The organism is Bradyrhizobium sp. FW305-F6, assembly GCF_058782905.1.
The window spans coordinates 166,388-190,085 of the sequence record NZ_JBYSYD010000001.1 but is presented as its reverse complement, the minus strand read 5'-3'; the positions used below and the strand labels follow the sequence as shown (position 1 = coordinate 190,085).

Annotated in this window: 27 protein-coding genes and 1 tRNA gene; 8 read left to right on the top strand and 20 right to left on the bottom strand. The window is 61.5% G+C overall.

Features of this window, described 5'->3' with window-relative positions; translation table 11 throughout:
• Nucleotides 1-49 precede the first annotated feature (49 nt).
• Nucleotides 50-490, top strand: coding sequence for an MgtC/SapB family protein (locus AC3WLX_RS00955; RefSeq protein ID WP_492334377.1), 441 nt, complete (start codon nt 50-52; stop codon nt 488-490).
• A gap of 323 nt (nt 491-813) precedes the next feature.
• A complete protein-coding gene (locus AC3WLX_RS00950) occupies nt 814-1,194 on the top strand; it encodes a hypothetical protein (protein ID WP_492334376.1) in 381 nt (126 codons plus the stop codon).
• Here AC3WLX_RS00950 and AC3WLX_RS00945 read toward each other — a convergent pair.
• A complete protein-coding gene (locus AC3WLX_RS00945; protein WP_492334375.1) occupies nt 1,154-2,779 on the bottom strand; it encodes a glycoside hydrolase family 17 protein in 1,626 nt (541 codons plus the stop codon). The two genes, AC3WLX_RS00950 and AC3WLX_RS00945, sit on opposite strands and share 41 nt — an antisense overlap.
• Nucleotides 2,780-3,042: 263 nt before the next feature.
• On the opposite strand from AC3WLX_RS00945, the gene AC3WLX_RS00940 reads away from it, so the two are divergent.
• From AC3WLX_RS00940 to AC3WLX_RS00920, 5 genes are all read left to right on the top strand, one after another.
• Nucleotides 3,043-3,624 (top strand): beta-1-3, beta-1-6-glucan biosynthesis protein, encoded by a 582-nt coding sequence (locus tag AC3WLX_RS00940; protein WP_492334374.1) that lies wholly within the window; start codon nt 3,043-3,045, stop codon nt 3,622-3,624.
• 248 nt (nt 3,625-3,872) lie between these two features.
• Nucleotides 3,873-6,533 (top strand): glycosyltransferase family 2 protein, encoded by a 2,661-nt coding sequence (locus AC3WLX_RS00935; protein ID WP_492334373.1) that lies wholly within the window; start codon nt 3,873-3,875, stop codon nt 6,531-6,533.
• Between the two features lie 436 nt (nt 6,534-6,969).
• Nucleotides 6,970-7,045: transfer RNA gene (locus AC3WLX_RS00930), tRNA-Lys, on the top strand.
• A gap of 143 nt (nt 7,046-7,188) precedes the next feature.
• Nucleotides 7,189-8,304: a hypothetical protein gene (locus tag AC3WLX_RS00925; RefSeq protein ID WP_492334372.1), complete on the top strand. Its 1,116-nt coding sequence runs from the start codon at nt 7,189-7,191 to the stop codon at nt 8,302-8,304.
• A complete protein-coding gene (locus tag AC3WLX_RS00920) occupies nt 8,301-8,708 on the top strand; it encodes a hypothetical protein (protein WP_492334371.1) in 408 nt (135 codons plus the stop codon). Before AC3WLX_RS00925 ends, AC3WLX_RS00920 begins: the two co-directional genes overlap by 4 nt.
• Here the strand turns inward: AC3WLX_RS00920 and AC3WLX_RS00915 are convergent, their stop codons facing one another.
• From AC3WLX_RS00915 to AC3WLX_RS00885, 7 genes are all read right to left on the bottom strand, one after another.
• On the bottom strand, nt 8,709-9,968 hold the full coding sequence (locus tag AC3WLX_RS00915) for a DNA-packaging protein (protein ID WP_492334370.1): 1,260 nt from the start codon (nt 9,966-9,968) through the stop codon (nt 8,709-8,711).
• Nucleotides 9,965-10,609, bottom strand: a complete 645-nt coding sequence (locus AC3WLX_RS00910) for a hypothetical protein (RefSeq protein ID WP_492334369.1) — start codon at nt 10,607-10,609, stop codon at nt 9,965-9,967. Before AC3WLX_RS00910 ends, AC3WLX_RS00915 begins: the two co-directional genes overlap by 4 nt.
• Nucleotides 10,610-11,031: 422 nt before the next feature.
• Nucleotides 11,032-12,753 carry an AAA family ATPase gene (locus tag AC3WLX_RS00905; RefSeq protein ID WP_492334368.1) on the bottom strand — a complete coding sequence of 574 codons (1,722 nt, stop codon included), beginning with the start codon at nt 12,751-12,753 and terminating at the stop codon, nt 11,032-11,034.
• A 137-nt stretch (nt 12,754-12,890) separates the two neighbouring features.
• Nucleotides 12,891-13,091: a cold-shock protein gene (locus AC3WLX_RS00900; RefSeq protein ID WP_492334367.1), complete on the bottom strand. Its 201-nt coding sequence runs from the start codon at nt 13,089-13,091 to the stop codon at nt 12,891-12,893.
• 28 nt (nt 13,092-13,119) lie between these two features.
• Entirely contained in the window at nt 13,120-13,299 is a 180-nt protein-coding gene (locus tag AC3WLX_RS00895) for a helix-turn-helix transcriptional regulator (RefSeq protein ID WP_492334366.1), read from the bottom strand.
• A gap of 118 nt (nt 13,300-13,417) precedes the next feature.
• Nucleotides 13,418-13,615, bottom strand: a complete 198-nt coding sequence (locus tag AC3WLX_RS00890; RefSeq protein ID WP_492334365.1) for a hypothetical protein — start codon at nt 13,613-13,615, stop codon at nt 13,418-13,420.
• A 32-nt stretch (nt 13,616-13,647) separates the two neighbouring features.
• The gene (locus AC3WLX_RS00885; RefSeq protein ID WP_492334364.1) at nt 13,648-13,863 is read right to left on the bottom strand and encodes a hypothetical protein; all 216 of its coding nucleotides are present in this window, start codon (nt 13,861-13,863) and stop codon (nt 13,648-13,650) included.
• Nucleotides 13,864-14,086: 223 nt separating this feature from the next.
• Between AC3WLX_RS00885 and AC3WLX_RS00880 the strand changes: the two genes are divergently transcribed.
• Nucleotides 14,087-14,746, top strand: coding sequence for a hypothetical protein (locus AC3WLX_RS00880; RefSeq protein WP_492334363.1), 660 nt, complete (start codon nt 14,087-14,089; stop codon nt 14,744-14,746).
• Here the strand turns inward: AC3WLX_RS00880 and AC3WLX_RS00875 are convergent.
• The 12 genes from AC3WLX_RS00875 to AC3WLX_RS00820 all read right to left on the bottom strand — a co-directional run bounded on the left by AC3WLX_RS00875 (nt 14,705) and on the right by AC3WLX_RS00820 (nt 23,346).
• Nucleotides 14,705-15,859, bottom strand: coding sequence for a hypothetical protein (locus AC3WLX_RS00875; RefSeq protein ID WP_492334362.1), 1,155 nt, complete (start codon nt 15,857-15,859; stop codon nt 14,705-14,707). The two genes, AC3WLX_RS00880 and AC3WLX_RS00875, sit on opposite strands and share 42 nt — an antisense overlap.
• Before the next feature lie 52 nt (nt 15,860-15,911).
• Nucleotides 15,912-17,453: a hypothetical protein gene (locus tag AC3WLX_RS00870; protein ID WP_492334361.1), complete on the bottom strand. Its 1,542-nt coding sequence runs from the start codon at nt 17,451-17,453 to the stop codon at nt 15,912-15,914.
• Nucleotides 17,450-17,608, bottom strand: coding sequence for a hypothetical protein (locus AC3WLX_RS00865; RefSeq protein WP_492334360.1), 159 nt, complete (start codon nt 17,606-17,608; stop codon nt 17,450-17,452). The genes AC3WLX_RS00870 and AC3WLX_RS00865 overlap by 4 nt, the downstream gene beginning before the upstream one ends.
• 158 nt (nt 17,609-17,766) lie before the next feature.
• Nucleotides 17,767-18,675: a hypothetical protein gene (locus tag AC3WLX_RS00860; protein ID WP_492334359.1), complete on the bottom strand. Its 909-nt coding sequence runs from the start codon at nt 18,673-18,675 to the stop codon at nt 17,767-17,769.
• 3 nt (nt 18,676-18,678) lie between these two features.
• On the bottom strand, nt 18,679-19,335 hold the full coding sequence (locus tag AC3WLX_RS00855) for a hypothetical protein (protein ID WP_492334358.1): 657 nt from the start codon (nt 19,333-19,335) through the stop codon (nt 18,679-18,681).
• Nucleotides 19,332-19,556, bottom strand: a complete 225-nt coding sequence (locus tag AC3WLX_RS00850) for a hypothetical protein (RefSeq protein WP_492334357.1) — start codon at nt 19,554-19,556, stop codon at nt 19,332-19,334. The genes AC3WLX_RS00855 and AC3WLX_RS00850 overlap by 4 nt, the downstream gene beginning before the upstream one ends.
• A 4-nt stretch (nt 19,557-19,560) precedes the next feature.
• A complete protein-coding gene (locus tag AC3WLX_RS00845; RefSeq protein WP_492334356.1) occupies nt 19,561-20,298 on the bottom strand; it encodes a hypothetical protein in 738 nt (245 codons plus the stop codon).
• 43 nt (nt 20,299-20,341) lie between these two features.
• Nucleotides 20,342-20,854 (bottom strand): hypothetical protein, encoded by a 513-nt coding sequence (locus AC3WLX_RS00840; protein WP_492334355.1) that lies wholly within the window; start codon nt 20,852-20,854, stop codon nt 20,342-20,344.
• A gap of 5 nt (nt 20,855-20,859) precedes the next feature.
• Entirely contained in the window at nt 20,860-21,057 is a 198-nt protein-coding gene (locus AC3WLX_RS00835; RefSeq protein WP_492334354.1) for a hypothetical protein, read from the bottom strand.
• Between the two features lie 112 nt (nt 21,058-21,169).
• Nucleotides 21,170-21,373: a helix-turn-helix transcriptional regulator gene (locus tag AC3WLX_RS00830; protein ID WP_492334353.1), complete on the bottom strand. Its 204-nt coding sequence runs from the start codon at nt 21,371-21,373 to the stop codon at nt 21,170-21,172.
• Between the two features lie 220 nt (nt 21,374-21,593).
• Nucleotides 21,594-22,886, bottom strand: coding sequence for a tyrosine-type recombinase/integrase (locus tag AC3WLX_RS00825; protein ID WP_492334352.1), 1,293 nt, complete (start codon nt 22,884-22,886; stop codon nt 21,594-21,596).
• A 289-nt stretch (nt 22,887-23,175) separates the two neighbouring features.
• Nucleotides 23,176-23,346: a hypothetical protein gene (locus tag AC3WLX_RS00820; RefSeq protein WP_492334351.1), complete on the bottom strand. Its 171-nt coding sequence runs from the start codon at nt 23,344-23,346 to the stop codon at nt 23,176-23,178.
• Nucleotides 23,347-23,698 lie beyond the last annotated feature (352 nt).

Sequence of the window (23,698 nt, the reverse complement as noted above, 5' to 3'; positions counted from 1 at the left end):
ATTTCCGACGCGCGCGAAGCGTCGCCCCTCCAGATAAACGCGAGTCTAGATGAACGAACTGGATGATGTGCTGAGGCTCCTGGTCGCGGCCGCAACGGGCCTGCTGATCGGCATCGACCGCGACATGAACGACAAGCCGGTGGGAATGAGGACCCTCGCTTTGGTCTCTCTCGGCTCGGCGCTGGTGTCGATCTCCGTGATCGAGTTCCAGAACATGCGCGACCACCCGGATGCGATCTCGAGGGTCATTCAGGGCGTCGTAACAGGCGTGCTGAGCGGCGTCGGCTTCATCGGTGCTGGCGTCATCCTGCACGACGCCAAGTCGAAGACGGTTCATGGCCTCACCACGGCCGCGACCGTCTGGGTTGCGGCCGGCCTCGGCATCGCCTGCGCATTGGGGGCCTGGCTGCTGGTCGGAGCAGCCATCGGGGTAACGTTGTTCGTGCTGTTCGCCCTGGGCTGGATCGAGCGCCGGCTGGGATTCAAATAGTCCCGCGCCGCAACGACCAAATGATACGATCGAGACCAGCATGAGCCGGCACACTCCGCACCGGACTTGATTCGGAGCGGAGATGACGGACGCAAGGTTTCTGCGGGAGCAACTCGCGTTGGTCCGCGAACTGGCGGACCGGGCGGACCCTTACATCAGGAAGCGGTTGCTCGCACTGGCTGAGAAATACGAGCGGCGGCTCGCGGAGCAGAGCCGAAGTACGCAAGATCGAACCTGATCGTGCAGCAAAGCATCGCGACGGACGGGCAGAAACCTCAGCTGCCCTGTTGCCTGGCCGCGCCATCCCGACCATATTGCCGGCCATGACAAAAAAGCCCTTCCGCCTCACGCCCTACCAGGTGCAGTTCCTGATCGTCGTCGGCTTCGCTACGGTCGGCTATGCGCTCTATCTGCGCTATCTCGCAATCGAACTGTCGCAGACCGCGCTCGCCTGCGACGCCGGCCTTCAGACACTGATCTGCAAGGGACGTTCGGTTGCGACCGTGCTGTTCAAGAATTCGGTGTTCGGCATCGTCGCGCTGGTGGTGGCGACGCTCAATTTGATGCGGCCGTCGATCGTGCTGCTCACCGTCGGCATCGTCGCCGCCGGGCTCGGCATCGTGCTCTACAATGTCGTGCTGTCGGGCCTGGCGATCGGCCTGTTCATCCTGGGCTTTGCTCGGCCCGCGCCCGCCACAGCGTGAGCGCGAACACCAGATAGATCGCGCAGGTCCACAGCGACTGCCAATTGTCGCGGCCCTCGTTGAAGAGCACGAAGACCGCCGACAGCGCCAGCACGCCCGCGAACACCGCTTCGGCGATCGGACGCTGGCCGATCTGCGGCCGGTTCAGCATCAGCAGCGCGAACGGCACCACGGCCATCGTTAGCGAGGCGTAGGGGAAATCCTTGTAGCGGGGGTCGAACACGAAGCCGAGCGCGGTCGCGGAGGCGATCACCGCCGTCACCGCCAGCGTCAGGCCGAGCACCGCAGTGAGCTTCGACCATTTCCGGCCCTCGCGCGGCCCGAGCAGGTCGAGGAAGGTCGGAAGGCTGCGGCCGATCACCATCGCCTGCGCGCAGAAGATCGGCGACAGGATGCCGGCGAGCAGCAGCGCACCCCACAGCAGCCAGCCGCCGATGCCGAAGCTCTCGTAGTACATCTTGTCCGCGCCGATCCCGAGCAGGATGCCGGCCGTCGTCGCCGAGATGCCGACACCGAGCCAGGCCGAGAAGCGCGGCGTCCACGGCCGCCGCCGCAGCGTGATCAGCGCCACGGCGAACACCAGCACGGCCAGGCCCATGCCCGCGCCCATGTACCATTTCCAGTACGGGAAATTGCTGATCGGCTGTCCCGGCGGATATTTCAGGCTGCGGGCAACCGAATCGTACAGGCCCCAATAGCCGCCGACGGTGCCTTCCAGCCGGCGCTTCCACGGCTGGTCGTAGGACTCGATGAGATTGACACGAAACTTCTGCGCCTTCGCAAGACCAAGGATTTCAGAGACGACGCGCGCCTGGTTGGTGCGTGACGGCAGCGCGCCGTCGCGCATGCGGCCCGCGCTCGGCCAGCCGGTTTCGCCGATCAGGATCTCCTTGCCGGGAAACGCCACCGCCATCCGCTCGCGGATCTGCTCGACATGGGCGGCGGCGAATTTCGCCCTGATCGGGACATCCTCCCAATAGGGCAGGATGTGGATCGTGACGAAGTCGACGGCGTCATAGACCTCGCGATTCTTCAGCCAGTATTCCCAGACATCGGCATAGGTCACGGGCACGCTGACCTGCGTCTTCACCAGGCGGATCAGGGCGACGAGATCCGCCGTCGTCATCTCGCCACGCAGCAGCACCTCGTTGCCGACGATGACAGAGGTGATGACGTCAGGGAACTGCTTGATGAGGCGAATGGCGAGCCCGGCCTGCTCGTAATTCTTGGTGCGGTTGCTCGAGAGCCAGATGCCCTGCAGCACCTTCATGCCGCCGACCTTGGCGGCGATCGCCGGCACCTGGTCGAGCCCGTTCTCGAGCGAATAGGTGCGGACGCAGTCGGTGATGTCCCTGAGCTGGCGCAGGTCCTGCTCGATCTGCTCGGCCTCGATATGGGTCCAGGGCTCGAGCGGCGACTGCTCGCCGCGGAACGGAGCGTAGGAGACGCATTGGACCTTGTCGGCGGGATCGATCGGGGCGCGCGCGAGCGTGATCGGCGTGGCAAGCCACCACCACACGGCAGCGATCGCACCCAATGAGACGAGCAGAAGCGCCAGTGGCGTACGAAGAGAAATCGGTTCCATCCTCCGCGAAGGGCCCGTCGAATTACCTGCTCGCACGCCGTCTGCCAAGGGGGTGTCAGGGTGCGGATCGGCGCCCGCCCAAGCGGAACATGGTTGCGGCCGTTCGACCGTCACCTAGCATCGTGACTTTGCTGGACAAAATTCGAAATACAGGTCATGGACTCCGCAAGACTTTTCCGCCGCATTGGAGACCTATTTGGACGCCATCACCGACGCGTCCGCGGGATCCTGACGCGGACGGCCACGAATATATTGGGGAATTCATGCGGCAACGGGTGTTCGAGTCACGAAATGCGGTCCTGCGGCAGTTCGCCGCCACCTTGGCCGTCTCCGCCATGCTCGTCCTGATCGGTGTCGGCGGCGCCTCCGCGCAGAGCGGCGCACCCACCCCCGAGCCGGGCAAGGCGGCCCAGCCCGCCGACGCCGCCAAGGACGCCGCCCAGAACCAGCGCCGCACCGACGAATTCGCCGAAGCCGCCCAGGTCATCGGCGGCCCCGCCGGCAATCCCGAATGCGTCTGGCTCGGCCGCCGCGTGGTGCGCCTGATGTGGCGCGATGACCTCGACACCGCGTTCCGCCATCTCGACCTCTACGACCGATTCGGCTGCCCGGGCGGCCACATCCAGGCCGCGTTCCGCTGCCTGACCCGGTTCGGCGGCCAGATCGACCCCAAGGTGGCCGAGACCCTGGATAGCCGCGTGCACGCGTGCTGGATCAATCCGGCGGCCCAGCCGCAGCAGGCGGCTGCGGCCCAGCCCGCCGCGCCGGCTGCCAACGCTGCACAGCCGCAGCCGGCCGCTAGCCCCTCGCCTGCGGCAAGCCCGTCCCCGGCGCCGCCGAAATAGCCCACGCTTTAACCGCCCGAGATCCTCGACAGCGTTGGCCGTTTCAGCTGCCGTTCAGGAACGATCGGCCATAGACACGGTTGGCACTGCCGCGGGTGGTTCGCGAAGGCCATGCCCTCATTAGGTCATGAGGCCATGACAGTTGAGAAACCGCGCGGCCGAGATATGCTCCCTTTGCCGCGGACTTGGTCGGATCTCGGGGTCGGATCCGCTGCCCTGCCCCCTCAGCCCCTTTTGGTTTAGCCGCGATGCGCGTTGTCGCCGCCGTTCTGTTGCTCGTGTCCGGGCTCCATGCCGGGCTCTGGGGAGTCTTGCGCGACAAGCAACCCGCGCCTGACTTCAAGGGCCTGGTGCCGAGCCTGTCCTATACGCCGTTCGAACCGGGCCATGTCGTCGATCTCAAGGTCGACCCCGAGAAGATTCGCGCGGACATGAAGAAACTCTCGACTCTCACGCGAGCGATCCGGTCCTATTCCGCGACGGAGGGCAACGAGCTGGTGCCACCGATCGCGGCCGAGTTCGGCCTCAAGGTGACGGTCGGCGCGTGGATCGACAAGGACGAGGATCGCAACGAGCGGGAGGTCAAGGCCGCCATCGAGCTCGCCCGCAAGAACAGCAACGTGATCGGTATCGTGGTCGGCAACGAGGTGATCTTCCGCGGCGAGCAGAAGGTCGAGGTCCTCATCGACAAGATCAAGAAGGTCAAGAGCGCGGTCCGCGTTCCCGTGACGACGGGTGAGATCTGGAACATCTGGCGCGATTTTCCGGACCTCGCCTCCAGCGTCGACTTCATCGCCGCGCACGTGCTGCCCTATTGGGAAAACTTCCGTTCGGATCAGGCCGTCGACCAGGCCGTCGACCGCTACAACCTCCTGCGCAATCAGTTCCCGGGCAAGCGCATCGTGATCGCCGAGTTCGGCTGGCCGAGCGCAGGCTACAATTTGCGCAGCGCAGACCCGGGTCCGTTCCAGCAGGCGTTGACCTTGCGCAACTTCGTCGTCCGCGCCGAAGCGCTCGGCATGGACTACAACATCGTCGAAGCCATCGATCAGCCCTGGAAGTTCTTCGAAGGCGGCGTCGGTCCCTATTGGGGCATCCTCAACGCCAGCCGCGAGCCGAAATTCGCCTGGACCGGCCCGGTTGAGAATCCCGATTACTGGAAGCTGATGGGCATCGCACTCTTGGTCGGCGTCCTTCTGTCGCTGCCGATCCTGCGCATCGAGAAAGCGACCGCGAGGCAGGCCTTCCTGCTGTCGGCGACCGCCAATGGCGTCGGCGCCTGGACCGCGACCGTGTTCGCGTTCTGGAACAGCCACTATTTCGTCTTCGGCTCGGCCTTCGCGCTGACGCTCGGCATGATCCTTCTCGTTCCCCTCGTTCTCATTGCGATGGCGCGCATCGAGGAGATCGCCGCGGTCGCCTTCGGCCGGCCGCCGCAGCGGCTTCTCACCAGGAGCAAGCCGGTCGAGAACGTGCCGGAGAGCTATTATCCGAAGGTCTCGATCCACATCCCCGCTTATTTCGAGCCGGTCGACATGCTCAAGCAGACGCTGGATGCGCTGTCGCGGCTGAACTACCCGAACTACGAATGCGTCGTCATCATCAACAACACGCCGGATCCCGCCTTCTGGCAGCCGATCCAGGACCATTGCCGCGCGCTCGGTGAACGCTTCAAGTTCATCAACGCCGAGAAGGTGCAGGGCTTCAAGGCCGGCGCGCTGCGCATCGCGATGGACCGCACCGCCGCCGACGCCGAGATCATCGGCATCCTCGATGCCGACTATGTCGTCGAGCCCGACTGGCTGAAGGACCTCGTGCCGGCCTTCGCCGACCCGCGCGTCGGCCTGGTGCAGGCGCCGCAGGAGCATCGCGACGGCGATCTCTCGATCATGCACTACATCATGAACGGCGAATATGCCGGCTTCTTCGACATCGGCATGGTCCAGCGCAACGAGGCCAACGCCATCATCGTGCACGGCACGATGTGCCTGATCCGCCGCTCCGCGATGGACATGGCCGGCGGCTGGTCATCCGACACCATCTGCGAGGACTCCGATCTCGGCCTCGCGATCCAGGAGCTCGGCTGGACCACCCACTACACCAACACCCGCTACGGCGCCGGGCTCTTGCCCGACACCTACGAGGCCTTCAAGAAGCAGCGGCACCGCTGGGCCTATGGCGGCCTGCAGATCGTCAAGAAGCACTGGCGCCGCTTCTTGCCCGGCGCGAGCCGGCTCACGCCCGACCAGAAGCGCGAATACAGCCTCGGCTGGCTGAACTGGCTGGGCGCCGAGAGCCTCGGCGTCGTCGTGGCGCTGCTCAACCTGATCTGGGTGCCGATCGTCGCCTTCGCCGACATCGCCGTCCCCGACAAGATCCTGACGCTGCCGATCATCGGCGCCTTCATCGTCTCGCTGGTGCACTTCCTGTCGATGTACCGCGCCCGCGTCGCCATCAAGCCCGGCCAGATGCTGGGCGCCATGATCGCCGCGATGAGCGTGCAATGGACGGTGTCGCGCGCGGTGGCGCAGGGCCTGATCACCGAGCACATCGCCTTCGCCCGCACCTCCAAGGGCGGCCTAAGCCGGATGTCGATCGAGTTCCAGGCATTCTGGGAAGCCGTGATCGGCACCCTGCTCCTGGTCGGCGCCGGCGTGCTGATCGCCACCAACAATTACAAGGAGATCACCGAGATCTACATCTTCGCCGGCGTCCTCGTGCTGCAGAGCCTGCCGTTCCTGGCCGCCGTAGCCATCGCCGTCCTCGAGCTCAGCCGCATCAACTCGTTCCAGTTCTGGCGCGACAGCGCCATCCGCACCGCCGAGCTGATCGGCCTCCGCCCGGTCGCACTGCCGCCCGTGGGCGCGCCGCAAGCCGTGCCGAGCGAAGTGCGCCGCGAGGTGAACTGACGGGCGGAGAGCTGGCTGTCCGCGCTTCCTTTGTGACGCCCGCCTGCGGCGGGCTCTGGCGAGGTCGCATCCGCGGCGAGATTAGCGAGACCCTCATGGTGAGGAGCCCGCCAAAGCGGGCGTCTCGAACCATGAAAGGCCCGGCTCTCGCGTAAGGCTCCGCAGTTCGGCGTGGATGGCAAGCCGTCAATCAGGTTGAAAATCCCGACCTAACCAGCGGAATCAGCGGACGAATCGCCGACCCCGCCGCGATCTTCGGCGACCACCCGCACTATTGACCTGCGCAGCCACTCCCCCTACACAGCGCGAGCCGACGGCATGATCCGGAAACAGCCGGTTTTCCCCGCGACGCAAGCTTACAGCGCAGCGGCAAGACATGCTTCTCGAATGTCCGACCAGGATGGCGACCTCTTGTCGTAGCCATCAGCGGCCATGGGAGCGCGTAGCTCAGCCGGTAGAGCACGTGACTTTTAATCACGGGGTCCTGGGTTCGAGCCCCAGCGCGCTCACCAACGAAATCAGTAGGTTAAGTCTTGTTTGCGGTGCCCGACCTAGCGAGGTGGGACGCCGGGGCCACATCGAGGGCCACATCACTCATTAATCGAACCAAAATCAAAATGCGGCATGCTGCGGCAGAATCCGGTATCTGAGACTTATGACCGAGGACACCTTCAGGCTGCGATACGTTGGCGCCCGCTTTCAGAATGCGCGCCTCCCTGTCGATGTGCTGTCCGATCTACCTGCGTTTAGAGACCTGCTCGTGGCCTTCGCGAAAGACGAATGGCGGGACCTCAACTCAGAGCGTCAGCGGGTGCCCAAGGGCTTCGACAAGAGCTTAACTTTCGATTTGGTGGGAATCGCCGATGGAAGTGCAATTCCGGCGTTGAATTGGAACCGCCAAGCAGCACAACAGCTTCTGCCTGGGTTCATCGATGAACTGCAGCTTATCGTGCATTCGTCCTATGACGATATAACAAGACTAATCGATGACGCAGGAGCGGAGAAATACCCAAGGTCGCTGACCTCTGAGCACATTCGGGCGTTAAATCGGTTGGGTACCGGCCTGCGGGATCACGAGCGAATCGAATTTCTCGGCACGAGAGGCGTCGACGGGAATGTCATTTATCTGGACACGATCCGTAGGAAGCGGCTGATCACGCGAGTGAGCGAAACGTATCAAGCTCGTTTCGAGAGCGTCGGATCGCTCGTCTCGAACTCAATTGAAGGCTACGTCATCGTAAGAACTGACGAGCACGGAAACATTCAAATTCCGGTCGACGCCGATCAAATAGTCGAGGAATTCGACGGCAGCCTCGAATCTGATGTGCAGTTTGATCTCCAAGTCGAGTTGGACAACGATGATCGGTTGCGGCGCGTCGTTTCAGTTTACGACATCGCGTTGATTGATGCGCAGATCGGAGCCGAGCTTGTGAAGCGTAGGAACAGGTTATCCGAATTGCGCAGCTTGGAATCGGGTTGGAACGACGGCATGGGTCAAGCAATTTCAGCCGCCGCACTAAGTGCCGCCGAACGCTTTCTTTCGAAGCGACCATCCCTTTGCGCTGTGTACAAAATATTTCCAACGGAAGAAGGTGGCGTACTGTTCGAGTTTGAGAATCGCGATTGGGATTTTTCAATCGAATTCGCAGCCGACGGGTCCGTGGAAATGTATGGCCTTCGGTTGGATCAAAACGAGATCATGGAGCCACGCCAATTTTCCGAAGAAGATGCGTTTATGAAGGAATTTGATTTTCGGGTGGGGCGACAATGACGAAGCGGCTAACCGACGGGAGCGAAGTTCTTCTTCGTCAGATTCATCCAAAGTTTATTGAGAACGGCGAACCATCGAGTGATCGGTTTAGGCCTTCAGCGCAGGACGCTAATATGCTCTCGGTGGATCGTTCTGCGCTGGTCAGCGCCGCAGAAGCGCACGCGAAGTATATCGCAACGGGCAAGCAATCAGCGGCCGTGTTCGGACTCAGTGTGGCTGAATTCGAAAGCGAATCGGTCGCATGTGTTGAAGATCCGATCCCAGCTTCAGAAGACGAACCCGCAAATCCGGCACATTCGCTGGCGGACTATTCACCGCATCCCCTGAAGGATCAGAAACTGATCGGTAAGAAACTCAAGCGGGTTGCTGTAGCTCGCGGGAAGCTGCATCCGCCACCCGAGTAGTCAAATCCGCAGCTCCCACGAACTCGACGTGTGCTGCGGCCCGCTCAGCTCGGTTAGCGCCCACACCAGGGCGTCGACACGATCCGGTGAATAGCCGACCTTGGCGCGATCGAAATCTGACGTGAACGCGCACATCTGATCTTCGAGCACATCAAACCCGCCGACATGATGAACCTTGCGCTGCTCGTATAGCGCCGCGATCGGCTCCGCACGCACCACCTTACCGCGGCTTGCGTGCACCGCCTTGAAGCTCACCCGCGAGTCTAACGCGCGGATCGTCGCCTCGACCATGGCGCCGCCGTTGTTCACTTCGGCGAGGATCCGGTCGGCCTTGTGGCGGCGGAAGGCTGCAATCGCCACCGCTGCCCACTCGTGCGGAGCGAAGCGGCCCGAGCAATCTTCGAGAACGTAGACCATACCATCGCGCCCGACGCCGGCAACGATGATTCCGGTCTCGTCCGAGCCTTCGTTGTTTGACACGGCCGGGTCAATTGCGACGACGATGCGGCGCAGCTCCGGCGTCGCCGTCACGCGATCGCGGTCCAGCCAGTCCAGTTGCCAGAGCGCGCCGGGATTGTCCGACAACAGCTCGGCGTTCAGCTCCTGCCGGCCGAGGCGTGTCCCTTCGTAGCGCTGGCGCACGGCGGCCAGGAACGTAGGCGCCAGGTTGGCTTCGTTCTCGAAGGTCGAGCCGCGCGTCACCACGACGTCCCTGCCCTGACGCGCCAACAGCTCTTTGATCAGCTTGATCGGTCGTGGCGTCGTTGTCACCAGCCAGCGCGGCCGCTTGCCAAGGCGCAGGCCGAACTGCAGCATGTCCCAGGTGCCCTGCACGTCCGTCCACGCTGCCAGCTCGTCGGCCCATGCAGCGTCGTGCTCGGGGCCACGAAGCCGGTCCGCTTCCTCGCTGGAAAATGTCGTCGCGACCGCACCATTCGGCCAGGTGAGCCGGCGCTTGCTGGACTCGTAGATCGGCCTATTCCATGCCGGCGCTGTGGTGAGCAGCCCCGAGACGCCCTCGACCAGCGTATCGCGCGCGTCGGCCGCGGTGGCGGCTACCAGGGCGATGCGGCCCGCCTGCCGGGTCTCGACGAGTTCGTGCACCCACCCTGCCCCGGCTCGAGTCTTGCCCCATCCGCGGCCGGCGAGCGCCAGCCAGCCGTTCCAGTCACCGGGCGGCGGGAGCTGGCTCGGACGGGCCTTGGCGCGCCATCCGCCGTCCTCCAACGCGTCGGCGAGCGCGCCCGCTATGCTGTTCATTGGATGGGCTCCGGAAGCGGTACAGGGCACGGAGACGGAAGCGCTACGGCGTCAATCACCATGGGCGCCCTTCCCGTCTGCCGCTCGTCCGAGCCCTCCGCATCGAGCTTGCGCCAGGCGGCGACCACGGCAGCGCGCGCCTCAGGGAACGGCGCCAGTGCGGCGAGTTGCGCCGCCTGCACCTTGGCAAACTGCGGGCTGTTTACGATCGCGACGTTGTTCTGAATATTGATGGTGCCTTGCGCGATCGTGGCGATCTCGCCTGTGACCTTGCCGATCTTCTCCAGCACACCGACGAGTTGACCGGCTACGATCGCCGCGCCGCGCGCGTCGCCGGCCTCAGTGGTCGCCGCGAGCTGCGACATGAGCATGGTGCGCACCGCTCGGAAATGGTCGAGCACAGAGGCGCCCTCGTCTGCGGCCTTCGCCGCCAGGTCGGCGAGCTGCGCCGGCCCGACGAGATAGGACGTTTTCATTTCGGCGCTGACGTGGTTGTGCCAGTGCCGTCCGATAGCGTCCTTCGACAGGCCGAACTTCGTGGCCAGGCTGTCCAGCGAGGCGCCGCCCGCACGCAACAGTTCGATCCGCCAACGCTCGTCGTGAGCGCAGACGGTGCATTTAGGTCCCGTTTTCATCTGCAAAAATCCGGCGCGAATTGCGCCATGTGGCCCTAGAGTGGCCCCGGAAAGTGAAATTTCCGTATCAGAAGAAATACGTAAGCCAATGCAAGCAGTTGAAAATCAGACCCCGTGACTAAATATCGTGAGCACGAATGAAAGCGGTTGAAACGAAGTGCGACAAGGTCGGAAAGTCAGTGCGGATTGAAGATGGTCCCGCGCGCGCGGCCGGTGAGAATTTCCAGTTCACATCCCAGTTGGCTCGTGTCCTTGGTTCACTGGTTCACCCCTAGGGATATGAGTGAACCGAACCAGACGATGATGGGGCAGAAATGCCCCCCATCGTTTCGTCCTTGGTTCGCACTTTGGTTCGGATGAACCAGATTGAAAACATGAGAGAATTTGACACTCTTGGTTCGGTTTTGGTTCGCCCTTTGGTTCACGCACTAAGCCCCTGGAAAACGCGAGGGCGGAAGCGGTGGTTGGTTCGCCCCTGAACCACGCGAATCCATCGTGTTTAATTCCCGCTGGCCCGCACTGGTCAACGTCCAACCGCTGCGCTCCGACCGGATCAGCTTTTGATGCTCCAGCTTCTGCGCAAGGCGGTACACGCGGCTGTCGTTCATCCCGAGTAGCTTTCCGATGTCGCGCCGGCTCTTGCGCGGGTGCTGATCAATGGTCCGCAGCAACGCGTCCTCATCCCGCTCCGTCGCCCGCTCACGCTCCATTATCCCGACATCCGAGACCGGCCGCGCTACGACGGTCGGAATGGGGCGCCCCTTTGTGTCGCGCAGCCTGGGATGCTGCACAGTGACCAGTTCGAAATGGACCGGCTCGAATGACGGGCCGCGAAACTTGCCGAGCGCTTCGAAGGCGATCACTTGACCGTCCCTGCGCAGGGCGACATTCCCGTCGACTTCGTTGAGGAATGCCCCGCCGCCCTTCGGGATCAGGTCATCGTCGGCCGCGCGCTTGGTTGGATGCGCCAGGGCGAGCACGCACGGTCCGCCGGGGAGTGTTGTCATGGAACGCAGTAATCGGGCGTAATTGCCCATTTGAACGTTGTCATTGTCGTCATCGCCTTCGAAATATGCCGCCACGGTGTCGACCACGATCAGGGAGGGCTTCAGACCCTTGGTTGCGACCTCCGCTTCGATGTTCGCGACATTCTCCGAAATCTTGACCACGCCGTTGATGAAATGCACGTCGATCGTCTGCGGGTCGATGCCCATCTCTTGGGTCACTCCGAGCCAGCGCGCCTGGACGTCGGTCGGGTTCTCGCCGGCCGCATAGATCACCGTACCCTTTTCAACTTGAATGCTCCCGATCGCGCGACCTGTTGCCACGTGCGCAGCCAGGCGCATCGCGGCTGCGGTCTTGCCGCCGCCGGTCTTGGCTGTCATCGAGTAGCAAAAGCGCCGTTGAAAGATCCGGTCGACGACATAGTCAGGTGGCACGAAATCGCGGACGAACTGCGCGGAGGTTTGGATCAGATTTGTGGGCGCAGGTTGCTTCGGAAAAGGAATGACGGGCATCGGGGGAGTCTTCTCCAACAGTTCGCGAAAGCGGCGTTCGGTCCAACGCTCGTATTTGATGCCGTTGATCTCGGGGCGTCCGCCCGCTAGCCATTTCGCGTACCCGGCGTCGTCGAGATCGAAGAACCGATCGAGGCGCTTCAGGCGCCGCGCTTCGCGAGCATCCTCTGCGGCTTTGTTCGCGGCTCGTTTCGCACCAACTTTAGCGGCGAGGTCGTTTAGGATAGCTTCGGTACGTTCCCAGGCGTCGCCGCAGGGCTCGTAGCCGCGTTCTTCTTTTTCATCAGCCAAAACGTCGATGATCAGATGATCCGTCCAATGCTTTTGGCGCTCGTAAGACCCCCACAGTTCGACCAAATACGCCTCGTATCGTTCCGGCGTTGTGGCCTGGCGCGGATCGTGCGGCCCGAGCAGATGTTGTGCGAGCAAAGGCGGCTCGTATGCGAGCATCATGTCTCGCCAGAGCGAGAAACCCTCGTTTGGCCATAAGCGGTGCATGTCCCAGCCAAGACAAAGGGGCGGTGACATTTCCGGTTCGGTGCTGCCGGCCCACCATTCACAAAGATCGTTCAGCGCCTCAAGCGCCAAGGGCGTTGCCAGGCGTTCGGCTTCGTCGAGTTCTAGTAAGCTCACTGGAGACTCCACAATCTGGAGCCCCATGCAACATTTACATTGCGATCATCATCGAAGTATGGTAGCGGTGAACTCGCGACAGTTTTCCGACTACCCTTCGACGCCTCTGCAATGCCCGTTGCAGGGGCGTTTACTTTTTAGACGGTGCGGACGTTCGCCGCTTGCGGTTTACCCGTTCGCGAACTCATCTCAATCTCGAAACCCACGTGCGCGCCGACGTCGAGTGCCTTGGTGCCCAGCGGCAGTGCGCTCACGTGCACGAAGACGTCGTGCCCATCCGTCGCAATGAACCCGAACCCGCGATCCGAATTCCACTTTTTGACTTGTCCGATTTTCATTTCCGTCTTTCCTTCGGTTGTTGCGGCGCTATGCGCAGGCTGTTGAAGGCGACTCGTGCGCGGCCACCCAATCGGCGGCAGCGGCCTCGCTGATACGGGTACACTTCCCGATCTTGAGCACGCGCGGCCCTTTGCCCTCGGTCTGAAGTCGATAGAAGGTTGTGCGGCCGATGCGGTAGCGCTGGCAGAATTCGTCAACAGTCAGCATGTGCACTCCTGTTTTGAACGCAAAAAATCCCGCCGCAGGCAATCAAGCCTTTGGCAGGTTCGTTACGGAGCAGATGATGCGCCGTAATTCCTAAACGTTCGTTACTGTCCGCGGTGGTTCACGAACCGTCCTTGTACAGCCGACGAAAGCCCCACATGTCGAGACGTCCGTGGTCTGGCGTGTTGATGTACTCAATTTCGACGTCGCTTCGTTCAAGGTTTTCGGCCGTTGCAAGGGCCTCTTCGACGGTCTCTTTTTCGACCGTGAAGGACTTCTTATCGTAGTCTCGATAGCGGCAACCGATTGTGAAAGTCATGTATTTCTCTTCCTTGCGATGGTCGCTGGGCGCTACTCTCCCCATACCGCGGACAAGCGAGTGCCGGGGTAACTCGCCAGGACGCGTATCTGATCTGCCGGCACGCCTATCCCGAAAAGAGCGGTCATCAGATCGCTGCGACTGCCGCCGCGGGCGAATGCCTCGATCGCGTCGTCGTATTTATCCATGTCGGCGAGAGTGCGAAGCGCAACGAAGCCAGGCAAGGTAGCGCGGATCGTATCGAGCATGGAGATGCAAGCCCCTGTTGATTCCCAAGGGCATGGAACCACGAATCGATCAAAGACGCAAGCGCTATTTCGGATTTATGGAAATTGTCAACATGCGATGGAGACGTTCGTTGTCCACGCTTGGCTGCAGCCGACGCGAGCGAGTCAACTCTCTTTATCGAGCTTCACCCGATTGACTCAACCGGCGCGGGAAGGTGGAATAGGGCTTTTGCGGGGACCTTTTATGAAGCTAATTTTTTGCCTCGTTGTTGCTCTATTCACACTCACTGCGGAAACGAAAGCCGCGACCCTCTTTCACTACGAAGGAAACGCCTTCACGGACATCTCGGTCCCAGGGTGCTGCGGCACTCGTATCGTCGCGGACGTGTTGTTCAACTTCGACGCTGCCGGAGTTTCCGGTACATTCAGTCCACTCGACGGATCAATCTTGTATTTGTCCTTTGGCGTGGTCAACACCTTGGCCCCTCAGCCCGCTCCCCATTTCTCTAGCCTTCCCGCGCCGGTGCCCCCTTCGGTTTGTTTTTCTTTAGCCGGTTGTCAGCTCAACTTCACGCTGAGCGGCGGCTTAATCGTGGGTTGGAATCTTTCCACAATAGATCCGATCTCCAATCAGATTTGGGGGCTGGTGAGTTACTCGCAAGGGAACACTGCGGAAGATGGTAATGTCTTGTTCAATCCAGCCTGCGATCCCGTCCGTCCATGTAGTGGCGGCCCGTCCGCCACTAACAACAACCTCCCTGGCGCTTGGTCCATCGTGCCTGTGCCCGGCCCCATCGCCGGAGCAGGCCTGCCCGGCTTCGTGATCGCTGTCTTCGCCTTCCTCGGTTGGCGCCGAAAGCGTTCAACCTCCAAAGACGCGTTGACCGCCGCCACTGCCGCCTGACGTGTCCTGCAAGGCAGAAATCCTGACCCCCATCTGATACATCGTCAAAGCCGGACTCTCGGCAGTGAACGCGCCCGAGCTGTTGTTGCGCGTGACCTTGGCAACGGACGGATAAGGCAAGAATGCCCGGTGCGCCGTGTCACCGAAAATGTAGCTGTTCAAGCGGACTTGGCCGGCTCCATCGGCCTTGAACGCGAGCACATAATCAGTGTTTCGCGTGAGTGTAACTTCAGACTCCAACGGGAAGCATTGGAAGGATTGGCCGCTGCTTCCATACAATTGCTCGGCAAGAATGGTGAAGCTCGCCCCCGAGACCGCTGCCGGCGTGCCGGTTGGCGTCGAATACAGCGTCATGGTGAAATCTGCCGTTGCCGCGCTGATGCCGGCATTCGCCCATAGCCCGTCAATCTTGCAGTCCCATGGGACTCGGAAGATGATGCCGCGCTCGTCTGGATTGGTGCTGTCGGAGTAGGCTTCAACCTGGAGCGCCTGAGACAACGGAATCGCCCCGTCGATAATCCCCAGCGTCCCGTCGTCAAACGTAATCACGACATTCGGCTGGCCGATGCTGGAGGTGCGCCAAGCGGACGATTGAAATTCATTGACGACGGGGAATGAGGCAGCAACGTTGCCGCCCAACGTAAGGGCGACACTATCGGAGCCGCCGCGAGCCGTCATGTCCCAAACGACTGCGATAAGGTCGCCGTGCGCAATGCTCTTGGAGCCCGTGCCGCCTGTCATGGCGAACGTTGTCCAGGCGTTCGAATTGATAGTGTCGGTCCCGCCCGTCAGCGTGCGCTTTACGTCGAAAGTCCCATCCGGACGAGCAATGACACCATTCGCCGGATCTACGTCCTGAATACCGAGATCGATCGTCGTGCCAGCATTGGCAAAAGTCACCGTTCCCGTTCGGAACGAGATGGAGCCGCTGCCGGCAGCGCTGATCGTCTTGGCGCTACCGGGCCGCCCATCAATATAGATGCGGCCAATCATCGCCGTTTTGTCTGTCGCCGCGTCCATCGCGGTCCCGTTGGAAGTAGCTTTCGGAACCGTGCCGATATTGTCACATGCAAAGGGGTACAGGAGCCCCGTAGGAATCGAAACAAGCGTCATTGATATTCTTCCTCGTTAACTCAGTGTCTAGCAGCGCCTTCCAGTGGCGCCCCTACCGCATACGCCTTGCGCGCAGCGACCACGTGACCGTAGGCGCCGTGCCGGTGAAGACGGACCGCGCGTTAAGATAAAACGACGTCGTCGAGTTGATGAGCGCCTGTGTGGGTGGAAAAGCAAAATGATCGCTGTGATCCGCAGCCGCGGGCACACGGTGCGTGAACACCATGGGTCCATGGGGGGTTAAGCTTGCCGAGGTCAGCGAGACAGCGCCATTATAGTCTGTGATTGTGGTGCCGCCGCTGGCGTTGAATTGTACGGTAGCGCTAATATCCCAATCCCCGGCCGTCAACGCTATGGAGCCCATTGCAGTAGTCACACCGCTAGACAGCGATCCGGATGTGGCTCCGGCTGTTATGACCTCACCGATCTCCCCTGCCGAAGCCGCTGTGTTGGATGCGATCCCAGGCAAATGCCCATCAGACATGCCGATATTATCGCGCGCCTGCGACTTCTGCGGCGATGTCAGCGATTGCGAACCGCCATAGCGAACCACGCCGAGGTTTGTCGCCGCCGTAGCCACATTCGCTACGTCGGACAGATTGTTCGCACTGGATAGATCGCCGGCCCCAGGCTCGCCGACGACGTTGAAATTCCATGCAGTGCCAGTGCCGCTACCGCTGATCTTGTCACTGGTGATCGTTAGCGACGTGCCGCTATAGGTCACAACGCCTTCGAGCCATCCGGTCGCGCCTGCGGTAGCCGTGGCCCGCACGCGCGCGCCATTGGTGTAGGCGAGACCGGATTGCGTGGTGAACGCCTTCGAGCCTGTGCCAATTGTGAGCGATGTGGTCGACGTGCCGCCGTAAGTCTTGCCGGCCGGAATCGTAAAATCGAGAACCGCAGCAGAAGATGACCCGGAGTTTGCTACTGCCGCAGCACTGCCGCCGGCTCCCGTTGTAACGGTGCCGACTGATATAGTGGCTGCAGCGCCATCTGTTCCCTTGCTCGCCAGCAACTGCCAATAGGTCGTGTTCGGCGGCGTGTGGTTGGTGTGATCCGATACGCAGACGTAGCTCGAACCGCTGAGCGTGACCACGTCGCCGACTGTGTACGCGGTCGCACCGCCCCACGCGCCCGCGAATTTAAGCGCCTTGAAGATACCGAGATAGGTCCAGGTGCCAGCCGACTTGACCCACATCTTGCCGGTCGTCGGCTGCGACGCGTACTGGCCATCGTTGCCGAGCGACGGATCCGGATCGGTCTCGTCAATGTCGACGAAGACGAAAAAGCCGGACGTGTTGAACGCAGCGACAAGTTCGTTCACCGTCGCCATGGCGGTAGCGCCGACAAAGCGCTGCGGAGAGACGTGCCAGATCTTATATGCAACGCCAGTCTGCGCGCCGCCGCCCCACGGCGGGATGGTCAATTCGTCGGTGTCGACAACATCCGAAATGACCGACTGAAAATTGCCGATCTGGAAAATGTCGCCGGGCCGGACATTGACGCCCGACCAGATCGTCCCGGTGCCGGTGACAGTCGTACCGCCCGCCGAGACGGTGGCGGTGCCGGTCGAATAACTTGCAAGTGCGGTCATTTTGTCACCTTGGGCTCGGCCGGCGCAGTCGATTCATCGATCCGCACGTGTTCACCGTTTACCTTCTGCCAAACCTGCACCACATCACTGCCGGCCGGCTTGAAGGTGAAGCCTTCAACGTTGGCTTGCTCCCGCGGAAAATTCTCTTTCGTCATTCTTCACTCCTCACTTGTGGGGTTGCGATCAGGCCACCGCCACGCGCACCATTCGGCATCAGCCTGGTCGAGATCATCAAAATCGGCGTCGATCACATCGCTGGCTAGCGCAGGTGGCACGGGTTTCTCATCGCGCTGTCGGCTCTGCTTTGGCGGGCTCATAGGTCGCGCCTTTTCTTCGCGCTCTGCACGATCCGCACGGTGTCGGCGTAACGAGCGGCGCGATCGCGGGCCAACTCTTCACGGAGCTGCGTCACGGTCTCAGCGGACGCACCTTCTCCGATGCTGATCTGTCGGTTGTCTTGCATGACCACGGCCGGACCGCCGCTGCCGCCCGCTGCCGCCAGGCGCGAGACCAGCCCGTTCGGCGACATGGTGCCGCCGTCGGCGAAGCCGGGGAGGAACGGCTTGGAGATGTGGTTCGGGACGACCGTAACGCCATTGCGGTGGACATTGATCAGTTCGGGGCCACGCTCGCCAACGACGCCCCAGCCGTGGCCGAAGGTGCCACCGTTGGCGGCTGCGAACATCGGGAAAAGCTGGTTGCCGACCTGCATTGTGCCCATGGCGGCGCCGCTACCCGACCCACCGCCACCGAACAGGCTCCCCAGGATGCCGGCGAGACCGCCAGCGCCGCCCGACGAACCGCCGAATGCCGAGGCGAACAGATTGTCGGCTGCCATCTGCATCAGCTTATCGGCGATCCTGGACAACGCGTTCAGGCCGGACTCTTTGAACGCGTCCCAAGCCGACGCACCGCTGCGCAACTGCTGCCCGAACTCGACAAAGAACCCACGGTTGACGTTCATTCCCTCGACCATCAGCGAGTCGAGCTGCTTCCGCGCGTTGCCGGCGTCGTTCAGCGCCTGTTGGAACATGGGTAGCGAAGACCCCGCAACCTTCGCCTGGTCGTTCAGGTCTTCCATTTGCTTCGCTGCAAAGTTCGTCGCCGCGGAGAATTCGTCGAGATTGCTCGGATCGATCAGGCCCCTATCAACTAGCGACTGAAAATTATCGCGCATTGCCTTTGCCGCGTCGGACGTGCGAAAAATGCCAATCTGCGACATGTGTCAGTGCTCCGTCGTGGGCATTCGTTGGCCGATCTGATCTTCCGGCCAGCGGTGAACAATCTGCGTTTCGATGCCGTCGGGGCTCAACGTGGTGATTTCGGCATAACCGCCGACGCGGGAATATCCGTCGTCCGCGGGCACACGGCGCTGCAGCTTGATCAGCTCGCGTAGCCCCTCCACGATTTTCTCGGGCGCGTCGTCAGGCTCCGGCGCAACGAAGGCGGACACCGCGGAAGGATCAGGGCTAATAACCATCGGATTCATTGGGCAAAGAAGATACGGCCGCAGGCCGCCGGCGCTGCTGTCGTTGCCGCCTGGTGTCCGAATGAATAGAATCATTGGGCGTCCGCGGAAGAAGCCGGCCAAGTTCAATTCGAATGGTCGATAAAGCCGGAATTCTTCGACGATCAGCGGCAGTTCGCGCGAAGCGATGCCAACCAGTTCGCCAAAATGTGAAGCGCGGCGGGTCAGCTCGCGCGCTGCCGTGTCCAGACCGCGGGAGTTGCCACGTCCGGTGATCACAGCGGGCCACTCAGGAATGGCGTGGATCTTGGATTTGAACTCGCCGACGAAGCCCGCATTGTCATAGGAAGCTGCGTCCGTCGCAATCCAGATGGAATTGTGCTTTCTCGATGCGATCAGGTTGTTCGCGGTCATTTGCGCGCTGCCTCGATGGCCATGTCCGCCTTAGCTTTGATCTCCAAGACGGCGGCGAAGATCGCTTCGAGCAGTTCGTCGGCGGCGCCTGCCTTCAGCGCGCGCAGCCGGTCGTATGCCTCGTCCGCCGCCCGTTCGATGTCCGACGCGCTGCCGCCGGCCGCCACGGCGCGCAGCACTTCGGTTTCGAAATCGAGGACAATCTTGGCCAGCGCGGTCACCGCACTACTCCGCTGCCGACGCGAGTGAGCCGAGCACGTTCAGCGCCTCGGGCGCCTGGCGCCGGTACAGCTCATCGAAATCGGCGCCAGCATCCACCAGCAGCGGGTCGACCAGGGGCTTTGCCCAAACGCGGAAATCAGTCTCGTGTGCCACTTCCGCGGCCGACCGAATCTCCTTTTCGGCCACGCGGATAAGTTCGTCAGCCAGTTCCATCGCCGCTACGTCCGCGGCGATCTTTGCCAACTCGGCGCCATTTGTCTGCCGAAGCATCGCGTTGACCAGCTCACCGTGAACGCTTTCGGGAACGCCGCTGAGTTCTGCCGGCGCCCTGGCCACGGCTGCGGCGATCTCGGGATGCATACGCTGCGCGCGGTCGCGCTGTTCCTGCGGAAGGCTGCGCACGTAGGCTCTATATTCCTGGTCCTGCAAAACGCCCGCGAGATCGTCCTTTTCGCGTCCCGGCAGCTTCGGCAGCGATGACTTGATTTCCGCCCGCAGCTTTCGCAGCGCAACCCGAGCCTGTGCGTTGGACTGGACGAACGTCGAGATCTCGTCACGCTTTGCGGCTTTCTTGCCGAGATCGTTGAGGTGTTCCCAATTCGATGACTTCGCCGCGCCGGCAGCCTTTTCTTTCGCGCCGTTTTTGATGCCAAGCTGTCCCATCATGATCCCGTGCAACTGCTTCTGCACCGGACGGTTGGTGTCGAGCTGGTTGATGAAGTCGACGAAGAACTTGGACATGTCTTATCCCCTTGAACAGTTGTTGAGCCGTGCGGCGACGCACTTATTCGAAAGCACCGCTCAGAATGAATTCGGCGGAAGCGTCGTCCGAGTTCTTCACCACGAGCACCGAACCGCCCGAATACTGATTGCTGAGCGCGGACGTGCTCGAACGCTTCGTCGCGCCGGATCCCGCGGAAACCGTCACCGTACCCGCGCCCCACATGAGGAATCCGCAGGTGAAGCATTCCGGCAAATCTCGCGGCACTGTGACTGTTACGTTCGAAGCATCATCACAACGCAGTATCTTGCCATTGTCGTCTGCGGACAGCGTGCGGTTGCCAGTAAATGGGATGACGTCGGTGTAGAAGATCGTATAGGTGACATCGCCCGAGACGGCGCGGATGATCGACGAAAGCGTGTCACCGCCGGCAAAGTAGAAGGGCGGATCGTTCGACGTGAGCCGACGTTTGAGTTCGCCGTGTTCGAAAAACGCCTCGCCGTCGGTCGTAACCTTGATCCGTCGCGCATCGGGAATAGCAACCGACGCCGAACTTCCTTGCGTCACCTTCGACATGACTACTACTTCGGCTCGTTCGCGCCAGGCGGAACGATATGAGTCACGCCGTTCACGGTGCTGCTGATGGAAATGGACGGCTGCTCTACCTGCGCGCCGAACGAGCCGGCGGATGTGGAGCGATTCCGCGGCGTCTCGACTTGGTGGCCGAACGAGCCGTCAGAGGTTGAAAGCGGTGTGGACGGAATACGAACAGTAGTCATTTCTGGATTCCTTTCGGTTTGAAGGTGGGGCAGCGGGGCTGGGAGAGTTCAAGGCATCGCCCGCCCCGCGCCACAAACCGCCGATGGCCCACCGGCGGCCGAGCTGGAGATTTCAGGCGGCGATAGGCTGACGACGCGCGGCGATGCGTGCGGCGATCCACTCGTCAATTTCGGATTCGAGCCAGGCAACACGCTGCGCGGAAAGTCTCACGCGCCTGGGAAACTTCCCTGCCCGTTCAAGGCGCCAGATCTGAACTTTGGAGTAGACGATCCCTTTAGGCGAAAGGCCCTCGTAGGCGATCAATTGCTGCGACACGACGTCATCTCCGGACTATCGCTCGCCACAATAAAAAAGGCCGGGCGAGCGCTGTTGCGCTTGTCCCGACCCATCCCGGATCGCTCAGCCCTATTCACTAGCGAGACCATCCCGGTCTCTCGTCGACCATTTAGGTCGGCGATTAAGCTAGTCCCTCGGGCCTAGATGTCATCGAATGCTGACAGACGAAGGTTAACGAAACGTTGCGAATTGCACCGAATTACCCGACCGCTTCAGCGCGCATCGGCACGACGTTGTCCGCGGGCGGGTTCAGAATCATGTCCAGCATGGACGCCAACGCCTCGAACGCCTTCCGCTTCTCGTCCAAATACTCATACCTGTCATAGGTTTCGCGGACGCCGCCGATCACGTGGCCCATGCAGCGCTCCGCGTGGTCAGCATCGACCTTGGCGCGGCTCATTAGGCTGCGGCCTGTGCGACGCAGATCATGAAGCTGCCACTGCTTCATGGGCGCCCTACCCTCCGCCTTGCGGATCTTGGCAACAATCGCGTCCAACTCTTTCTTGGCCTTACTGAACCCGCTGAACGGCTTCGCGCCATCCAACTGGCCGCCCGTTGTAGTGGTCGAGAACACGAACCACGAGTTTCCCTTGCAACCATCAGGCTTCTCGCCGATCAGCTCGTGGAGCGAAGGTGTGATTGGGATGACGTGATCCTGCTTATTCTTGTAACGGGAACCCGGAATGATCCACAGGTCGCTTTCCAGCTCGTCGGTGTGCATCCGCGCGGACTCGTTTCGGCGGGTCATGGCGAGCAACAGAGATTTCACGTAACGCGGATAGCAGGCCGGCTGCTCAATCCGGTCGAGGGCGGCCCAAACGTCCCTGATCTCATCGTCTGCCAGGATACGCTTGCGCGCGCGCTCCTTGGGTTTGGTTTTGGCCATCCCCCGGACGATCGGCGATTTGAAATCGTCGTCTTGGATCATTTGCCAGTTGAAAGCCTTCCGCACGTGCGCGAGCACCCTGTCGGCCATAACCGGCCCGCTCTCGGCTTTGATCTCGTTGAGCATGGCTGTGATGTCGCTGCGCTTCAGCTCGTAAATGGACCTATCGCCAATGCGCGGGCGGACGTGGTTGGCGAAGGCCGCCTTGACCTGATCGCCACTACGAAGCCCCTCGACGTGGTCTTTCTCGAAGGCGTCCAGCACGGCATTGACCGTCGTGGCGCCTTTCCTAATCTGCGCTCGGCGCTGTTCCTCCTCCACGTCAGCCGGGTCCTTGCCCTCGCCGATCAGCTTTAGCCAGTTCCGCGCCTTATCCCGAGCATCGGCCAACTCGATTTCGCCCACCCTGCCGATCTCGCGCCGGCTCGCGTTGGTCTCGCCAGGGTACCGGGTCCGGAGCACAAAGGTTTTCGCCCCTTTGTCGGTCACCCGGACGCCGAAGCCCGGCACGATTGAATCCGCCACCCATAGCCGTCCCGCCGCGGGCGTCTTGAGCCGATCGATCATGGTGACAGTCAGCTCTTTACGGTGCTTCTTGGCAGGCATGGGGCCACTCCGGGGCCACAAGAGTTTGAAATAGCGCGAGCCCCAATGAAATCCATTGTTACGGGATATTCGCCGAAATTGCAATAGTATCAGTTGCTTATGAAACGCATTGAAAGCCGATGCAATCCAATGAAATCCGGAAAACCATAACTTTTAATCACGGGGTCCTGGGTTCGAGCCCCAGCGCGCTCACCAAGTTCTCCCCTTTCCTGAATGGCAAAAGGCCCCCGGGTTTCCGAGGGCCTTCTCATCTCACGCGGGGGTACATCCGCCCCGAATGAAATAATTCCTATCTGGCGCGCAGATATCTCAGTCCTTCGATGGCGAGTTGGTTCTCATCGGTGCTCGGTGAGTCCGAGAGAAATCCCGTGACGTCTGCCCGCAGCGTTTTTTCCTGCGCGAATGTGATGTTCACCATCATGCCGTAAGCCTGCATGACGCGATCGACTACAAATTCCATGAAATCCCTTTGGAGGTGTAACCCTTTCCAGGCATTTTGGTTCCATCACGACGGGGAGAATCGCGGGATATCACCGCCAGCCCCGCCGACAGCTGGGCGACGGCAATCGGTCAGGAATTGAAGCGAGCGCCGCTCGTTGGCATTGATCGCGCCTGCAGTTTTTTCTCACCGCGTGATGCCATGTCGAGCCCCGTCATGAGTCGCAAGAGGAATAGGCAGGCTCAGGATCGATCCTGATCGAACATTGCTGAATCGACGCGAGGCGGTGGAACCACTGCTGCACGTTTTGTGTGTTCATCGTGACCAAACAATCCGAACAACTCCGACAACAAGCGCGGCGAGCCGAGCGCCT

Coding starts and splice junctions, on each gene's coding strand:
- AC3WLX_RS00870 (WP_492334361.1), bottom strand. CDS start 17,453: ATGACCGCACTTGCAAGTTATTCGACCGGCACCGCCACCGTCTCGGCG.
- AC3WLX_RS00865 (WP_492334360.1), bottom strand. CDS start 17,608: ATGACGAAAGAGAATTTTCCGCGGGAGCAAGCCAACGTTGAAGGCTTC.
- AC3WLX_RS00825 (WP_492334352.1), bottom strand. CDS start 22,886: ATGCCTGCCAAGAAGCACCGTAAAGAGCTGACTGTCACCATGATCGAT.
- AC3WLX_RS00955 (WP_492334377.1), top strand. CDS start 50: ATGAACGAACTGGATGATGTGCTGAGGCTCCTGGTCGCGGCCGCAACG.
- AC3WLX_RS00820 (WP_492334351.1), bottom strand. CDS start 23,346: ATGGAATTTGTAGTCGATCGCGTCATGCAGGCTTACGGCATGATGGTG.
- AC3WLX_RS00940 (WP_492334374.1), top strand. CDS start 3,043: ATGCGGCAACGGGTGTTCGAGTCACGAAATGCGGTCCTGCGGCAGTTC.
- AC3WLX_RS00945 (WP_492334375.1), bottom strand. CDS start 2,779: ATGGAACCGATTTCTCTTCGTACGCCACTGGCGCTTCTGCTCGTCTCA.
- AC3WLX_RS00885 (WP_492334364.1), bottom strand. CDS start 13,863: ATGCTCGATACGATCCGCGCTACCTTGCCTGGCTTCGTTGCGCTTCGC.
- AC3WLX_RS00900 (WP_492334367.1), bottom strand. CDS start 13,091: ATGAAAATCGGACAAGTCAAAAAGTGGAATTCGGATCGCGGGTTCGGG.
- AC3WLX_RS00895 (WP_492334366.1), bottom strand. CDS start 13,299: ATGCTGACTGTTGACGAATTCTGCCAGCGCTACCGCATCGGCCGCACA.
- AC3WLX_RS00935 (WP_492334373.1), top strand. CDS start 3,873: ATGCGCGTTGTCGCCGCCGTTCTGTTGCTCGTGTCCGGGCTCCATGCC.
- AC3WLX_RS00915 (WP_492334370.1), bottom strand. CDS start 9,968: ATGAACAGCATAGCGGGCGCGCTCGCCGACGCGTTGGAGGACGGCGGA.
- AC3WLX_RS00880 (WP_492334363.1), top strand. CDS start 14,087: ATGAAGCTAATTTTTTGCCTCGTTGTTGCTCTATTCACACTCACTGCG.
- AC3WLX_RS00860 (WP_492334359.1), bottom strand. CDS start 18,675: ATGTCGCAGATTGGCATTTTTCGCACGTCCGACGCGGCAAAGGCAATG.
- AC3WLX_RS00890 (WP_492334365.1), bottom strand. CDS start 13,615: ATGACTTTCACAATCGGTTGCCGCTATCGAGACTACGATAAGAAGTCC.
- AC3WLX_RS00855 (WP_492334358.1), bottom strand. CDS start 19,335: ATGACCGCGAACAACCTGATCGCATCGAGAAAGCACAATTCCATCTGG.
- AC3WLX_RS00950 (WP_492334376.1), top strand. CDS start 814: ATGACAAAAAAGCCCTTCCGCCTCACGCCCTACCAGGTGCAGTTCCTG.
- AC3WLX_RS00845 (WP_492334356.1), bottom strand. CDS start 20,298: ATGTCCAAGTTCTTCGTCGACTTCATCAACCAGCTCGACACCAACCGT.
- AC3WLX_RS00920 (WP_492334371.1), top strand. CDS start 8,301: ATGACGAAGCGGCTAACCGACGGGAGCGAAGTTCTTCTTCGTCAGATT.
- AC3WLX_RS00835 (WP_492334354.1), bottom strand. CDS start 21,057: ATGACTACTGTTCGTATTCCGTCCACACCGCTTTCAACCTCTGACGGC.
- AC3WLX_RS00840 (WP_492334355.1), bottom strand. CDS start 20,854: ATGTCGAAGGTGACGCAAGGAAGTTCGGCGTCGGTTGCTATTCCCGAT.
- AC3WLX_RS00875 (WP_492334362.1), bottom strand. CDS start 15,859: ATGACGCTTGTTTCGATTCCTACGGGGCTCCTGTACCCCTTTGCATGT.
- AC3WLX_RS00925 (WP_492334372.1), top strand. CDS start 7,189: ATGACCGAGGACACCTTCAGGCTGCGATACGTTGGCGCCCGCTTTCAG.